Source organism: Enterobacter sp. ENT03, from assembly GCF_019218745.1.
In the GTDB taxonomy this organism is placed as follows: Bacteria; Pseudomonadota; Gammaproteobacteria; order Enterobacterales; family Enterobacteriaceae; genus Enterobacter_D.
This window is the reverse complement of sequence record NZ_JAHUXA010000027.1, coordinates 13,329-29,063: the sequence shown is the minus strand read 5'-3', so window position 1 is coordinate 29,063 and position 15,735 is coordinate 13,329. Positions and strand designations below refer to the sequence as shown.

Annotated in this window: 13 protein-coding genes and 1 pseudogene; 8 read left to right on the top strand and 6 right to left on the bottom strand. The window is 55.3% G+C overall.

Annotated elements, in window-relative coordinates; all coding sequences use genetic code 11:
- The 4 genes from fruA to KW828_RS22005 form a co-directional block, all read right to left on the bottom strand.
- Positions 1 to 1,689 (bottom strand): PTS fructose transporter subunit IIBC, encoded by a 1,689-nt coding sequence (fruA, locus tag KW828_RS20535; RefSeq protein ID WP_218338100.1) that lies wholly within the window; start codon positions 1,687 to 1,689, stop codon positions 1 to 3.
- 15 nt (positions 1,690 to 1,704) lie between these two features.
- Entirely contained in the window at positions 1,705 to 2,643 is a 939-nt protein-coding gene (gene fruK, locus KW828_RS20530) for a 1-phosphofructokinase (RefSeq protein WP_218338099.1), read from the bottom strand.
- Positions 2,643 to 3,773 (bottom strand): fused PTS fructose transporter subunit IIA/HPr protein, encoded by a 1,131-nt coding sequence (gene fruB, locus KW828_RS20525; protein WP_218338098.1) that lies wholly within the window; start codon positions 3,771 to 3,773, stop codon positions 2,643 to 2,645. The genes fruK and fruB overlap by 1 nt, the downstream gene beginning before the upstream one ends.
- Positions 3,774 to 3,886: 113 nt before the next feature.
- The gene (locus tag KW828_RS22005; RefSeq protein ID WP_256350316.1) at positions 3,887 to 4,012 is read right to left on the bottom strand and encodes a hypothetical protein; all 126 of its coding nucleotides are present in this window, start codon (positions 4,010 to 4,012) and stop codon (positions 3,887 to 3,889) included.
- Positions 4,013 to 4,140: 128 nt separating this feature from the next.
- Between KW828_RS22005 and setB the strand changes: the two genes are divergently transcribed.
- Complete coding sequence (gene setB, locus KW828_RS20520) at positions 4,141 to 5,322, top strand: sugar efflux transporter SetB (protein ID WP_218338097.1); 1,182 nt, start codon at positions 4,141 to 4,143, stop codon at positions 5,320 to 5,322.
- Here setB and KW828_RS20515 read toward each other — a convergent pair.
- A pseudogene (locus KW828_RS20515) lies at positions 5,319 to 5,575 on the bottom strand (YkgJ family cysteine cluster protein). The gene setB and the pseudogene KW828_RS20515 overlap by 4 nt on opposite strands.
- A 167-nt stretch (positions 5,576 to 5,742) precedes the next feature.
- Between KW828_RS20515 and yeiP the strand changes: the two are divergent.
- Positions 5,743 to 6,315: an elongation factor P-like protein YeiP gene (yeiP, locus tag KW828_RS20510; RefSeq protein WP_218338096.1), complete on the top strand. Its 573-nt coding sequence runs from the start codon at positions 5,743 to 5,745 to the stop codon at positions 6,313 to 6,315.
- Between the two features lie 96 nt (positions 6,316 to 6,411).
- Here the strand turns inward: yeiP and uxuA are convergent, their stop codons facing one another.
- A complete protein-coding gene (gene uxuA, locus KW828_RS20505) occupies positions 6,412 to 7,602 on the bottom strand; it encodes a mannonate dehydratase (protein ID WP_218338095.1) in 1,191 nt (396 codons plus the stop codon).
- Between the two features lie 206 nt (positions 7,603 to 7,808).
- On the opposite strand from uxuA, the gene KW828_RS20500 reads away from it, so the two are divergent.
- The 6 genes from KW828_RS20500 to KW828_RS20475 all read left to right on the top strand — a co-directional run bounded on the left by KW828_RS20500 (position 7,809) and on the right by KW828_RS20475 (position 15,727).
- The gene (locus tag KW828_RS20500) at positions 7,809 to 9,275 is read left to right on the top strand and encodes a mannitol dehydrogenase family protein (protein WP_218338094.1); all 1,467 of its coding nucleotides are present in this window, start codon (positions 7,809 to 7,811) and stop codon (positions 9,273 to 9,275) included.
- 130 nt (positions 9,276 to 9,405) lie between these two features.
- Positions 9,406 to 10,392 carry a GTP-binding protein gene (locus tag KW828_RS20495; protein ID WP_218338093.1) on the top strand — a complete coding sequence of 329 codons (987 nt, stop codon included), beginning with the start codon at positions 9,406 to 9,408 and terminating at the stop codon, positions 10,390 to 10,392.
- Between the two features lie 34 nt (positions 10,393 to 10,426).
- Positions 10,427 to 11,143, top strand: a complete 717-nt coding sequence (locus KW828_RS20490; RefSeq protein ID WP_218338092.1) for a phosphatase PAP2 family protein — start codon at positions 10,427 to 10,429, stop codon at positions 11,141 to 11,143.
- A gap of 417 nt (positions 11,144 to 11,560) precedes the next feature.
- Positions 11,561 to 12,127 carry a bifunctional murein DD-endopeptidase/murein LD-carboxypeptidase gene (gene mepS / locus KW828_RS20485; protein ID WP_218338091.1) on the top strand — a complete coding sequence of 189 codons (567 nt, stop codon included), beginning with the start codon at positions 11,561 to 11,563 and terminating at the stop codon, positions 12,125 to 12,127.
- Positions 12,128 to 12,285: 158 nt separating this feature from the next.
- Entirely contained in the window at positions 12,286 to 13,848 is a 1,563-nt protein-coding gene (locus KW828_RS20480) for a cyclic di-GMP phosphodiesterase (RefSeq protein ID WP_218338090.1), read from the top strand.
- Between the two features lie 79 nt (positions 13,849 to 13,927).
- Positions 13,928 to 15,727 carry an extracellular solute-binding protein gene (locus KW828_RS20475; protein ID WP_218338110.1) on the top strand — a complete coding sequence of 600 codons (1,800 nt, stop codon included), beginning with the start codon at positions 13,928 to 13,930 and terminating at the stop codon, positions 15,725 to 15,727.
- Positions 15,728 to 15,735 lie beyond the last annotated feature (8 nt).

Sequence of the window (15,735 nt, the reverse complement as noted above, 5' to 3'; positions counted from 1 at the left end):
TTACGCGATTTTCTCAGCCACGACCGTTTCCGGACGTTTCAGGAAAGCGTAAGCCAGACCTGCCAGCAGCGTACCGGCAACAATCGCCAGCAGATAACCCACGACCGGCGTGATTGCGCCTGGGATCAGCAGGACGAACAGGCCACCGTGCGGTGCCATCAGCTTCGCGCCAATCGCCATGGAGATCGCCCCGGTCACCGCGCCGCCCACGATACAGCAAGGGATGACACGCATCGGGTCACGGGCTGCGAACGGGATCGCGCCTTCAGAGATAAAGCACAGACCGAGAACCAGTGCGGCTTTCCCCCCTTCCTGCTGACCTTTGTCGAACTTTTTACGCGCAACCAGCGTGGCGATACCCATCGCCAGCGGCGGTACCATCCCGGCAGCCATAATGGCGGCCATCGGTGCATAAGTCTGGGTACTCAGCAGACCGACGCCAAAGGCGTAAGCGGCTTTGTTCACCGGACCACCCATATCGGTACACATCATGCCACCGAGGATCGCACCCAGCAGAACCGCGTTCGCGGTGCCCATGGTTTGCAGCCAGTGAGTCAGACCCGTCAGGATACCGGCGACCGGTTTGCCGATCAGGTAGATCATCGCCAGACCGACAATCAGGCTTGAGAACAGCGGAATGATCAGGATCGGTTTCAGCGCTTCCATGCTCGGCGGCAGCTTCACTTTCTGGCTGATGGCTTTCGCCACGTAACCGGCAATAAAGCCAGCAATGATACCGCCAATAAAGCCGGAACCCGTGCTCACCGCCAGCATGCCGCCGATAAGACCCGGCGTCAGACCCGGACGGTCAGCGATAGAGAACGCAATATAACCCGCCAGTACCGGCACCATCAGCGCGAAGGCTGAACCACCACCGATTTGCATCAGTGCGGCGGCGAGGGTATCCGGTGTTTTGAAGGCTTCAATACCAAACGCAAAGGACAGCGCGATACACAGACCGCCCGCTACCACCATCGGCAGCATGTAAGACACGCCGGTCAGCAGGTGACGATAAGCACCGCCGCCCTCTTTCTTCCCTTCGCTTGCCGCCTGCGGTTTACCCGACGGCTGATACGGCTTCGCTTCTGCCTGCGCTTTATCCAACTCCTGCGCGGTTTTCTTCAGCGCCAGACCAGTGGAGGTGCGGTACATCGGCTTACCGGCGAATTTCGCCAGATCCACTTCGATGTCTGCCGCCACAATCACCAGATCCGCTTCCGCCACTTCTTCCGGAGTGATGGCATTGCCCGCGCCCACAGAGCCGCGGGTTTCCACTTTCACCCACCAGCCGCGTTTTTTGGCTTCGGTTTCAATCGCTTCCGCCGCCATAAACGTGTGCGCCACGCCGGTCGGACAGGCGGTAACCGCTACCACACGCTTCACGCCGCCGGTTGCGGCAGGTGCAGCCGCAGCCACTGGCGCGCTGTAAGGCGCCGCGTGATTTTTCGCTTCACTTAAAAACAGCTCCGGGTGCGCCACGGCGCGATTAATATCGCCCAGCCACACTTTTTTGCCGTTCAGCGCGCTGTCGTTCGGCACGCTGGTTCCTAATACGATTGCCAGTTCAGCTTCATGCGGATTGTCGATGATTTCCACATTGGCTTTTTGCGCCGCCACTCCCAACAAGGTTTTCGCCATATAAGCGCGGGCCTGGCCGAGACTGGAGTCAATTATCAGCAGCGTTTTCATTATGCTCTCCTGCTGTTAGTTAAAGGGTTTTAAGTCAACGCGCGCCATCATCGCGGCCAACTGGGTACGGTCGGTAATGCCGACGTTGCTCTGGCTGACAGCCAGGGCGGCGACGGCGGTAGCAAGACGTAATGTATGCTCACTGGATTCACGCATCAGCAGGCCATAAATCAGGCCGCCAACCATCGAATCCCCTGCGCCAACGGTGCTTACCACTTCCATTGACGGCGGTTTGGCGATCCATTCGCCAGAAGCGTTAACCCACAACGCCCCTTCAGCTCCCAGAGAAATCACCACATGGGCAATTCCTTGTTCACGAAGCGCATGTGCGGCTTCGATAACATCTTTCAGTTCCGGTAATTTACGACCGGCCCAGATTTCCAGCTCGCGACGGTTGGGTTTTACCAGCCACGGTGCGGCTTTCAGACCGGCCACCAGCGCTTCGCGGCTGCTGTCAAAGATGATGCACGGACACTGGCTGCGCAGGCGCGTCATCCAGTCGGTGAAAGCTTCCGGGCTGACGCCCGTCGGCAGGCTGCCGCTGACGCACACCATGTCGAACTGACCCAACCAGCTCAGGGAATCGGCAACAAAACGCTCCCAGTCGGCGGGGGTAACATCAAAGCCGGAGAAGTTAAAATCGGTGACTTCGCCGTCTTTTTCGGTCAGCTTGACGTTGATACGGGTACGGCCCTGCACCACCTGAAAACGGTTGGCGATGCCGAGTTCGCTGAACAGCTGCTGAAAGCCATCCTGGTTATCTTTCCCCAGGAAACCGCCAACGGTGACATCGATACCCAGATCTTTCAGCACTTTGGCAACGTTAATGCCTTTACCTGCCGCATGCAGACCGGTAGTGCGCACCAGGTTAACTTCCCCGCGTTCCACTTCCGGGGTATACCCCACCAGATCGTAAGCCGGGTTAAGGGTGATTGTGGCAACACGTCTGCTCATTATGCGCCCTCCCCAAGACCGGCCGCGATGGCGTCGCCAATCGCTTTCAGCGCGGCTTCAGCATCTGCACCTTGCGCGGTAAAGCGCAGGCGATGGCCTTTCTTCACGCCCAGCGCCACCACTTTCATCAGGCTGCGGCCATTAGCCGGCTTGCCGCTGCCGTCGAGGTTGGTGACGGTCACGTCGCAATCAAATTGTTTGATGGTGTTCACCAGCATGGTGCCCGGACGGGCATGCAGGCCGTGTTCATTACGCACCACGAATTCTGCGCTCAACACGTCTTCCGACAGCGCGTCGTCGCTGGTCAGCAGCGCCAGCAGCGTGGCGGCATCCGCCGTCAGCAGGCGGTCAGCTTTATTGTTCAGCAGCAGATCGGTCAGGCGCTTAAGCACGGCAACCGGCTGGTCGTCGGCCATCGCCACGCTGATCAACAGCTGGGCGTTTTCACCTTCAACCGTAAAGGCGCTGGCGGCGCGGCTTACCGCAATGGCGCTGCCGAGGTTACCTTCGGCGCTGTCGTTCAGCCACACACCCTGACCCAGGTTCAGCGGTTTTTCATTAATGGCGCGCGTCACGAAGGCGGTGTCTACTGCACCGGCTTCTTTCAGACGACCGGCGTTCACCGCCTGCAGGGTGACAATATCGCTGGCGATGATGTCGAGCGTCAGCAAATCGTTGTCCAGCTTCAGCACGTCACTCTGTTTTTCGCCCATCAGCAGCGCGCGCAGCTCTTCCGCCGTGGTGGCAGACTGCAACTGCGCGGCGACTGCATCGTCGCTTAACACATGCGTCAGCTGACGCAGCAGGCCGAGGTGTTCATCCGAACTGGCGGCAATGCCGATCGCCACGTAGGCCACCTGCCCTTCGCCCCACAATACGCCCTGCGGGAACTGATAAACCTGAACGCCGGTTTTCAGCACCTGATCGCGGGTGTCGGTGGTGCCGTGGGGAATGGCAATGCCGTTGCCAAGGAACGTGGAGGTCTGCTGCTCGCGGGCCAGCATACCGTCAACATAGCCATCAGCCACGTTGCCTGCCTGCACAAGGGCGGCGGCGATCTGACGAATAGCGTCTTCTTTATTAGTGGCCTGCTGGCCGGGATGAATATCCTGAACGGATAACTGGAACATAAATTTCCACTCCTGCTGAAGTTGAATCGTTTCAGCCTTCTGGTGAATTAACGCGCCAACCGGTAACGGGGAAGTTAAAGGATAGCGCTGAAACGTTTCAAGAAGTCTTGCTCTTAATCGTTCAGCACGCAAGAAATCTCGTCTTTCAGGGTAAAGAATTTAGATGTACAGCACATTTTTGCGGCGGTGACGTTATTTTGCTGATACTGCTGATGCTGCCGCTGCGTCTGTTTCAGCAACTTCAGCCAGAATGAGAATTATTTTGAAATGCTATTTTGATTTTTCGTGGCACTTTTTTGTTAGCGACTGTTCATTTTCTGAGTAGCGGCGTAAACTCCGCGTCTTCATTAAACAGCAGAACTTAAAGATGCACATTAGCCCCGCAGCCGCCTCCCCGAAACCTTTTGACGTCACCTCCACCGCGTTTTTAATCGTTGCCTTTTTAACCGGTATTGCCGGTGCCTTGCAGACGCCGACGCTGAGCTTATTTCTGACTAACGAAGTACATACCCGCCCGGCAATGGTGGGATTTTTCTTCACCGGCAGCGCGGTGATCGGCATTCTGGTCAGCCAGTTTCTCGCCGGACGTTCCGACCGGAAAGGCGACCGTAAAAATCTCATCGTCTTCTGCTGCCTGTTCGGGGTGCTGGCCTGTACGCTGTTCGCCTTTAACCGTAACTATTTCATTTTGCTGTTTATCGGCGTGTTCCTCAGCAGCTTCGGCTCGACGGCCAACCCGCAGATGTTCGCCCTTGCCCGTGAACATGCGGATCGTACCGGCCGTGAAGCGGTCATGTTCAGCTCGATCCTGCGCGCGCAGGTGTCGCTGGCATGGGTGATCGGCCCGCCGCTGGCCTATGCGCTGGCAATGGGTTTTGGCTTTACGATGATGTACCTGAGCGCGGCGATTGCCTTTGTGGTGTGCGGCATCATGGTGTGGTTTTTTCTGCCGACCATGCGCAAAGAGCCGGTGCTGGCCAGCGGCGTGCTGGAAGCGCCGCGCACCAATCGCCGTGACGCCCTGCTGCTGTTTGCTATCTGCACGCTGATGTGGGGCACCAACAGCCTCTATATCATTAATATGCCGCTGTTTATCATTAATGAACTGCGTCTGCCGGAAAAGCTGGCGGGTGTGATGATGGGGACCGCTGCCGGGCTTGAGATCCCGACCATGCTGATTGCGGGCTACTATGCTAAACGCTTCGGCAAGCGTTTTCTGATGCGCATTGCGGTGGTTGCCGGGCTGATTTTTTACGCCGGGATGCTGACCGTGCACACCCCGGTCTTGCTGCTGGCTTTACAGCTGCTGAACGCGATTTATATCGGCATTCTCGCGGGGATCGGTATGCTCTATTTCCAGGATTTGATGCCGGGTCAGGCGGGGGCGGCGACCACGCTGTATACCAATACGACCCGCGTCGGCTGGATCATCGCCGGGTCGCTGGCGGGCGTGGTGGCGGAATTCTGGAGCTATCATGCGGTATTCTGGTTTGCGCTGGTGATGATTGTCGTCACCATGGCGTGCCTCGCGCGCATTAAAGATGTTTAAGGCGCGGTCTGCGTTTCCAGATTGATAAGGTAGACCATCGCCTGTGTGCGGGTGCTGCCGCACACATATCGCGGGAAGGTTGCAGTCCGGCGCAGACTTTCGGGCGAAGCGTCGAGCGGAACAGCTTACAGCGCTGCTGCTCATCAAGCTGCACACAGGGCGTATTGGCGGGTTTACCGTCCGGCATACCGGGGATCGGGCTGCTGATGGATGGCGCGGTACAACAGGCTCCGCAATCGCTGCGACACTCCATAAACGGCTCTCTTTTATCAGGGGATGCTGCGGGCTGTCATCCCGCTTTGGCGCACGCTATCACTTTTTGCGGTGAACATGCAAAACATGCTGATTCCCCTTGCCTGAATCGCCCCTCGCGAGTAATTTGTCGCGATATTTTTACCCTTTTCCCAAACAGGATTAATAATGCCAAGAGCGAATGAAATCAAAAAAGGTATGGTGCTGAATTACAACGGCAAACTGCTGATTGTGAAAAATATCGATATTCAGTCACCAAGCGCACGCGGCGCTGCAACACTGTACAAAATGCGTTTTGCTGACGTCCGTAGCGGGATGAAAGTTGAAGAGCGTTTTAAAGGCGACGACATTGTTGATACCGTAACGCTGACCCGCCGTTTCGTTGACTTCTCTTATGTGGATGGCAACGAATACGTGTTTATGGATAAAGAAGATTACACGCCGTACATCTTCACCAAAGAACAGATTGAAGACGAACTGCAGTTTATTCCGGAAGGCGGAATGCCGGACATGCAGGTGTTAACCTGGGATGGTCAGCTGCTGGCGCTGGAGCTACCGCAGACAGTGGATCTGGAAATCGTGGAAACGGCACCGGGCATCAAAGGTGCTTCAGCCAGCTCACGTACCAAGCCTGCCACCATGAGCACAGGTCTTGTGATCCAGGTGCCGGAATACCTGACTACCGGCGAGAAGATCCGCATTCATATCGAAGAAAGCCGTTATATGGGCCGTGCGGATTAAGGCAAATTTTCGCCCGGCGGCGCAAGCTTGCCGGGCCTACGTGTAGGCCGGGTTAGCGCAGCGCCACCCGGCAATTATTTATACTATTTTACCGTTTTACAGCAGTTCCGGGAACAGCGTATGTTTTAGCGCCAGTTCCACGCCGCGTACTTCCGCCATCCCTTTCAGACGACCAATCGCCGAATAGCCGGGGTTCGTTTTCTTACGCAGATCGTCGAGCATCTGATGACCGTGATCCGGACGGAACGGGATCGGACGAACATCCCCCGCCTGCTTACGGCGCAGTTCTTCAGTGAGGATCGCTTTCACCACCGCCACCATATCGACGTCGCCCTGCAAATGCGCAGCTTCGTGGAAGGTTTTCGGGTTCGCTTCGCGGCAGGTGGAACGCAGATGCGTAAAGTGAATGCGGTCGCCAAAGGTTTCCACCATCTTCACCAGATCGTTATCCGCCCGCACGCCGTACGAGCCGGTGCACATGGTGAAGCCGTTGTGGATGCTGTCGACACACGATTTCAGCCACTGCATATCTTCAATGGTAGAGACAATACGCGGCAGGCCGAGGATCGGGCGCGGTGGATCGTCCGGGTGCACGGCCAGACGCACGCCCACTTCTTCCGCCACCGGCACAATGGCTTTCAGGAATACCGCCATGTTTTCACGCAGCTGTTCTTTATTAATGCCATCGTATTCCGCCAGACGGGCGCGGAACTGATCCAGCGTGTAGCCCTCTTCGGCTCCCGGCAGCCCGGCAATAATATTGCGCGTCAGCTTTTCAATTTCAGCCTCGCTTGCGGCGTTGAAGAATTCCAGCGCCTGACGCTGTTCTTCTTCCGTGTAGTCTGCCTGCGCCCCTTCGCGCTTCAGGATATGCAGCTCGAAAGCGGCAAACGCGATTTGGTCAAAACGCAGGGCTTTGGAGCCGTCCGGTAGCGTGTATTCCAGGTCGGTACGCGTCCAGTCGAGGATCGGCATAAAGTTGTAGCAGACGGTATCGATGCCGCAGGTCGCCAGATTACGGATGCTCTGCTGATAATTGGCAATCCAGGTTTTGTATTCTCCGCTGTGCGTTTTGATGTCTTCGTGCACCGGAATACTTTCTACCACCGACCAGGTGAGGCCTTTTTCAGCCAGCAGCGCCTGACGCTGTTTAATTTCGTCCACCGGCCACACCTGGCCGTTAGGAATATGATGCAGTGCGGTAACCACACCGGTTGCGCCCGCCTGACGGACGTCATCAAGAGATACCGGATCGTTCGGTCCATACCAACGCCAGGTTTGTTCCATCGCCTCACCCTCTAAAAGTTGTTATACCAATACCATTAAACACAATGACGACTACCATACATGTTTCTCTTCGGGGATCAAATCCCGCCGCCTGTTAGATTGATCCAGCTCACAATCCCCGCATAATTAAGGCATACCAATTCAATTTGCTGTCATATAACTTTACACTGCATCTTGTTAATTATTGGTTAATCAGGTGTGTATTAATGAAGACAATTGCTTCGCAAACGCTGCCGGAAAACGTCCGTTTACCGCAGTATGATCGCTCCCTGCTCCGCTCGCGCATCGTGCATTTTGGTTTTGGTGCCTTTCATCGCGCGCATCAGGCGCTGTTAACCGACCGGGTGCTGAACGCGCAAGGCGGCGACTGGGGGATCTGCGAAATCAGCCTGTTCAGTGGCGATAAATTAATGGCGCAGCTGCGAGAGCAAGACCACCTGTTTACCGTGCTGGAAAAAGGCGCGATGGGCAACGAGGCGATTATCGTTGGCGCGGTTCATGAATGCCTGAATGCGAAACTGGACTCCCTGCCCGCCATTATCGAAAAATTCTGCGAACCGCAGGTGGCGATTGTCTCGCTGACCATCACGGAAAAAGGCTACTGCATCGATCCGGCGACCGGCAAACTGGATCTCAACCAGCCGCGCATTGTTCATGATCTGCAAAATCCCACAGAGCCGCACTCCGCGCCGGGCATTCTGGTGGAAGCCCTCGCCCGCCGCCGCGATCGCGGCCTGGCCCCTTTTACCGTGCTCTCTTGCGACAATATTCCTGACAACGGGCATGTGGTGAAAAACGCCGTGCTCGGCATGGCGCAGCAGCGCTCTGAAGACCTGGCGCAATGGATCAGTGAAAAGGTGAGTTTCCCCGGCACCATGGTCGATCGCATCGTACCGGCGGCAACGGACGCGTCGCTGGCGGAAATCACCCGCACGCTGGGGGTGGAAGATCCCTGCGCCATCAGCTGCGAGCCTTTTATTCAGTGGGTGGTGGAAGATAATTTTGTCGCCGGTCGCCCGGACTGGGGCGTGGCGGGCGTACAGCTGGTAGAGGATGTGCTGCCGTGGGAGCAAATGAAACTGCGTATGCTGAACGGCAGCCACTCCTTCCTGGCGTATCTGGGGTATCTGGCCGGTTTTGCCCATATCAGCGACTGCATGCAGGATGCGCATTTTCGCCGTGCCGCCCGGCGTCTGATGCTGGACGAACAGGCACCGACGCTGCGCATCACCGATGTGGATCTGACGGCGTACGCCGATAGCCTGATCGACCGTTTTGCCAACCCGGCGCTGCAACACCGGACCTGGCAGATCGCCATGGACGGCAGCCAGAAACTGCCACAGCGCATGCTGGAAGGTATTCGGGTACATTTGCAACGTGGCACACCGTGGCCGCTGCTGGCGCTCGGCGTCGCCGGATGGATGCGCTACGTTAGCGGCGTCGATGACGCCGGACAGGCGATTGATATTCGCGATCCGCTGACGGATAAATTCCGCGCCATTGTCGACACCAGCGAGCCGGGCGAGCGCGTTCCGGCACTGCTCACGCTGACGGAAATCTTTGGCAGCGACCTGCCGTCGGACCCGGTATTTGTCGAGGCGATCCAGTCTGCCTGGTCATTGCTTGCGGCAAAAGGCGCGCATCAGGCGGTGATCGACACGCTCAGTCATTAACATTTTCTGCCCTTAACGCGGACAGTCTCCCCCTCTGTCCGCCGTTTCTCTTCTCTTTTCTCTTTTTTTTCGCCAGGATGAGCACCATTGTTACTTAATAACAGTTAACAGATCTCATCATGGAGCTTATATGACCAGGACCAACTTGATCACCGGTTTTCTGGGGAGCGGTAAAACCACTTCTATTTTGCATCTGCTGGCGCAGAAGGATCCCGCCGAAAAATGGGCCGTACTGGTCAATGAATTTGGTGAAGTGGGTATTGACGGCGCATTGCTGGCAGACAGTGGCGCACTGTTAAAAGAGATCCCCGGCGGTTGTATGTGTTGTGTGAATGGTTTGCCGATGCAGGTGGGGCTGAATACTCTGCTGCGTCAGGGTAAACCGGACCGTTTACTGATTGAACCTACCGGGCTGGGCCATCCGAAGCAGATCCTCGATATGCTTACCGCCCCGGTTTATGAGCCGTGGATCGAACTGCAGGCGACGCTCTGCCTGCTCGATCCGCGCCAGTTGCTGGACGAGAAAACCGTCAATAATGAAAACTTCCGCGATCAGCTGGCGGCGGCAGACATCATCATCGCCAATAAACAGGATCGCCGCACGCCGGAAAGCGAACAGTCGCTGGCGCAGTGGTGGCATCAGTACGGTGGCGACCGGGAACTGGTCAGCGCCACCCAGGGAAATATCGACCCCGCCCTGCTGGATCGCCCGCGCCGCAATCAGCGTGAACTGCCGGTCAGCGCCGCGCATCAGCACAGCCATGACGATAAGAAAGGCCTTGCTGCGCTAAGTCTGCCATCCCACCAGCGCTGGCGGCGCAGCGTCAACAGCGGTCAGGGCCATCAGGCCTGCGGCTGGATCTTTGATGCGGATACCTGTTTTGACACCATCGGCCTGCTGGAGTGGGCGCGCCTGGCGCCGGTGGATCGCGTGAAAGGTGTGATGCGTATTCCTGAAGGTCTGGTGCGCATCAATCGCCAGGGACAAGATCTGCGCATCGAAACGCAAAGCGTGTCACCGCCGGACAGCCGTATTGAGCTGATTACCGCCGATGAAGCAGACTGGAATTCACTTCAGTCCGCTTTGTTGAAGCTCCGTTTAGCCGCAGGGAACTAACGTTACATCTGATACCTAAGGTTTAGATGAACACATGAAGACGCGACTTCCCCTGATTTTATTGTTAAACGCCGCCGGTCTGGCGCTTTTTTTATCCTGGTACTTATCGGTAAACCATGGCATGTGGTTTACCCTGGATTCGGCTATTTTTCATTTCTTTAATGCAAAACTGACCGAAAGCCGTGCCTTTTTGTGGCTGGTGGCGATTACGAATAATCGTGCATTTGATGCCTGTTCGTTACTGGCGATGGGCGCGCTGATGGTGAGCTTCTGGCGTAGCGCCGGGGCGGCAGGCCGTCGCCGCGTAGTAATGATTGGTCTGATGATGTTACTGACGGCGCTGGTGATCAACCAACTGGCGCAGGCGCTGTATCCGGTCAAACGTGCCAGCCCGTCGTTATTCTTCGAGCATAGTCATCGCGTGAGCCATTTGCTAAGTGTTATTCCCACAAAAGACGCTTCGGCAGACAGTTTCCCTGGCGATCACGGCATGATGCTGCTTATTTTTTCAGCCGTTATGTGGCGTTATTTTGGTAAGCGGGCCTGTGCTATTGCCCTGGTGATTGTGGTGTTTTTTGCTTTTCCGCGGGTAATGATTGGCGCGCACTGGTTTACCGATATTGCCGTTGGATCCCTTTCTGCCGTACTCATTGGCTTACCATGGGTACTGTTAACCCCCCTTTGCGATAAAATCATTTCCCTGTTTGACTATTATTTGCCTTATAAAAGCAAACAATATTTAAACAAATAAATAACGTGTATGAATAGCTCGTTGCAGGGAGCGGTAACGTTCCCTGCTAAATAATGAGCATCCCTGCCGCACGTTGTCATACTCCCGGAACAAATTTTCTCCAGCTAAATGAGCAAGATGCATAGTTTTTAAGCTAAATTGCCGACTTCTTGTACAAAGTTATTTTTTCACTTTCGGTATCATAATTTCTTATAAAAAAACACATAAAAAGGCTCGCAATGCCTGGGGTGATCGGGTACTCTCGACTGCGTTTCGCCTCACAGACATAAAATATTCCCGCTGTGAATAAATTTGTGCGTTTATGCACAGATTTGATCAAGAGGAATTGTGTCGTAGTGCGCAGGTAATTAATCTCGTCACGTTTGGCATTTATATAGCGATATTTATCGTTAAGGACTTCAAGGGAAAATAAACAACATGGTCAAATCTCAACCGATTTTGAGATATATCGTGCGGGCGATCCCCGCGTTAGCAGTCGCGGTCCTGCTTTCAGCTTGTTCAACTAATACCGCAAAGAATATGCACCCTGAGACGCATGTTGTGGGCACCGAAGATGCCTCGTCACTGCAAGCCTCTCAGGATGAATTTGAGACGATGGTTCGTAATCTTGATGTTAAATCTCGCCTTATGGATCAATACGCAAGCTGGAAAGGCGTTCGTTATCGTCTTGGCGGCGATACCAAAAAAGGTATTGACTGTTCTGGTTTCGTACAACGTACTTTCCGTGAACAATTTGGTTTAGAACTGCCGCGTTCTACTTATGAGCAGCAGGAAATGGGTAAATCCGTTTCACGCACCAGCTTACGCACCGGCGATCTGGTGCTGTTTAAAGCCGGCTCTACCGGACGTCACGTTGGTATTTATATCGGCAATAATCAGTTTGTCCATGCCTCTACCAGCAGCGGTGTCGTGATTTCAAGTATGGATGAGCCATACTGGAAAAAGCGTTATAACGAAGCGCGTCGCGTCTTAGTCCGCAGTTAAGTTTTGACTTGTTAGTTTCCCTTGACTGACAAGACGATAGAAAAAAAGCGCTGCTCCGGCAGTGCTTTTTTTTTGCCTGCTGACGGCGATGTCCTTTCCAGGCTATAGTCTGACAAATCAAGGCGATCCTCCGTGGCTACTCTGGACAACGTACCCCTATGCCGATCCGCTTCACGCATGCCAATCGAAAAATTCTGACGCTCAGTATTCTGATAGGCGTTATTACGGGCATTATTGCGGGAAGCCTGCAATTTATAATTGCGCATCACCATCGTGAAATTCAGTTAGAACGTTTATTCACCGAAATTAACTCAAATTTTGAACATTATTTTAGCGAACTGCATACCACCACCGATTTACTGCAACCTTTAACCTTAAACAGCTGCGAAGACGTCGCCAGTGAATTAACGTCGCGGGCAGCTTTCAGCGTAAACGTGCGGGCATTTTTACTGGTGCGCGACCAGAATGCCTTTTGCTCATCCGCCACGGGCGCACTGGATGTGCCGCTGGTCGATCTCATTCCCGGCATTGATGTCAGCAAAAAGCTGGATATGGTGATTTTACCCGGCACGCCGATGATGCCTGACACCCCGGCCATTGGCATCTGGTATCAAAACCCGTTTGATGATCAACATGGCGTGTTTGCCTCAATCAACATCAATCTCACCCCTGCGCTTATCACCTCCTCGCTGCAGGATAATTACCAGGGTATCGCGCTGGCGATTGGCGATCGCGGAATTTCTACTTTTTCGAACCGGCTTATTTCCCTGCGTGATTTCGCCGGGCAGTCGGTGCACCATGCTGCGATCGACAGTCTGCCGCTCAGCCTGTGGATGTATGCAGAGCGCTGGACGCCCCAGGATATTCAGCTGGCGCTGTTGCCGGCGTTAATGGCGGGACTGCTGGCAGGCCTGCTCAGCGCCCTGCTGTTGCACCGCCGTCTGCGCCCCGGCAGAGATATTGTGCAGGCGATTAAGCACGATCACTTCTATGTGGTGTATCAACCTGTCGTGGATGCCAGTACGCTGCGGGTCAGCGGCGCGGAAGTGCTGCTGCGCTGGAAACATCCGACCAAGGGCGACATCTCTCCGAATACCTTTATTCCGCGCGCCGAAGCGCAAAAGCTGATGGTGCCGCTGACGCAGCATCTGTTTCGGCTGATCGCCCGTGACGGCGATGCCTTACAGAGTGTGCTGCCTGCGGGGACAAAGCTCGGCATAAATATCGCCACCGGCCATCTGCACGCGGCCAGTTTTACCGAGGATCTCGATTGGCTGGCGGCCTCGCTGCCCGCTCAGCATTTCAGCATTGTGCTGGAAATCACCGAACGTAATATGCTTAAGCATGGCGAAGCCGTCACCTTATTCAACCGTCTGCATGAGAAAGGCTACGAAATTGCCATTGATGATTTTGGCACCGGCCACAGCGCGCTGATTTATCTCGAACGCTTTACCCTGGATTACCTGAAAATCGATCGCGCCTTTGTGAATGCGATCGACATGGATACGATGTCCTCACCGGTGCTGGATACGGTGCTGATGCTGGCAAAGCGGCTGAACATGCGGACGGTTGCGGAAGGCGTGGAAACCGCTGAACAGGCAAAATGGCTACGCGCCAGGGGTGTACACTACCTGCAGGGCTACTATTTTTGCCGTCCGATGACGCTGGCGCAGTTGCTGAACTGGCAGCCACCACCTTTTTTCAGCCAGCTTCAGGGGTGAAACGTTTACCCTTCACCTGCCTGTCCCTTATTATTCACCGGTCCCAGCGCTGGTAAAAGGAAGCCACCCGATGAGTTCTATGCGCGTAATAATGATGCTGTTCGCCCTGCTGAGCTTCGCGACTCAGGCGCAGACGATAAAAGAGAGTTACGCCTTCGCGGTGATTGGCGAGCCGAAATACGCCGCGGATTTTACCCATTTCGATTATGTGAACCCGGCGGCCCCGAAAGGCGGTAACATCACGCTGGCGGTGATTGGCACCTTTGATAACTTCAACCGCTTCGCCCTGCGCGGCAATGCCGCAGTACGCACCGACGCCCTGTATGACACCTTATTCACCACCTCGGACGATGAACCCGGCAGCTACTACCCGCTGATTGCGGAGATGGTGCGCTACGCCGATGATTTTTCCTGGGCGGAAATCGCTATTAATCCGAAAGCAACCTTTCAGGACGGCTCGCCGGTTAAAGCCAGCGACGTGGCGTTTTCCTTTACGAAATTTATGACCGAAGGCGTGCCGCAGTTTCGGCTGATCTATAAAGGCACCACCGTCAAAGCCATCGCGCCGCTGACCGTGCGGATCACCCTTGCCAAACCCAGTAAAGAAGATCTGCTGAGCCTGTTCAGCCTGCCGGTGATGCCGGAGAAATTCTGGAAAAATCACAAGCTCAGCGATCCGCTCTCCGTTCCACCACTGGGCGGTGGGCCGTACCGCATCAGCCAGTGGCGTATGGGGCAATATATTGCGTACACCCGCGTGCGGGATTACTGGGCCGCGGATCTGCCGGTCAATCGCGGACGCTGGAATTTCGATAATATTCGCTATGACTACTATCTGGACGACAACGTGGCCTTCGAAGCCTTCAAAGCGGGCGCGTTTGATTTTCGTCAGGAAGGCGATGCCAAAAACTGGGCGACGCGCTACACCGGCAAAAATTTCGCCAACCACTTTATTGTTAAAGACGAGCAGAAAAACGAATCGGCGCAGGATACGCGCTGGCTGGCGTTTAATAACCAGCGCCCGTTGTTTCAGGATCGTCGCGTGCGGGAAGCGCTGACGCTGGCTTTCGATTTTGAGTGGATGAACAAGGCGCTGTTTTATAACGCTTACTCACGCACCAACAGCTATTTCCAGAATACCGAATATGCCGCGCGTAGCTATCCGGACGCCGCCGAGCTGACGCTGCTTGCGCCAATGAAGGCTGAACTCCCCCCGGAGGTGTTTACCTCCATCTATCAGCCGCCCGTTTCCCAGGGCAACGGCTTTGACCGCAACAACCTGCTGAAGGCGGGCAAGTTGCTGGATGAGGCGGGCTGGGTGCTGAAGGGTAAACAGCGCGTGAATGCGAAAACCGGTAAACCCTTCAGCTTCGAGGTGCTGCTGCCCGCCGGGAGCAATAATCTGTGGGTGATGCCATTCCAGCATAACCTGGCGCGGCTTGGCGTAACCCTCAATGTGCGCCAGGTGGATAACTCGCAGATCACCAATCGTCTGCGCAGCCGGGATTTTGACATGATGCCGCGCACGTTGCAGGCTCGCCCCTGGCCGGACACCCATCTGCAAATCTCCTGGGGCTCGGCCTATATTAATTCCAGTTACAACACGCCGGGCGTGACCAGTCCGATCATCGATACGCTGCTCGACAAAATCATCGCAGCGCAAGGTGATAAAGAGAAACTGCTGCCGCTGGGCCGGGCGCTGGATCGGGTGCTGACGTGGAACTATTACATGCTGCCGATGTGGTTTATGGCATCCGATCGCCTCGCTTACTGGGATAAATTTTCCATGCCCGCGCAGCGCCCGGTTTATTCACTCGGGTTTGATACCTGGTGGTACGACGTTAATAAAGCGGCGAAACTGCCGGCTGCCAGACGCTAAGGAGAGAC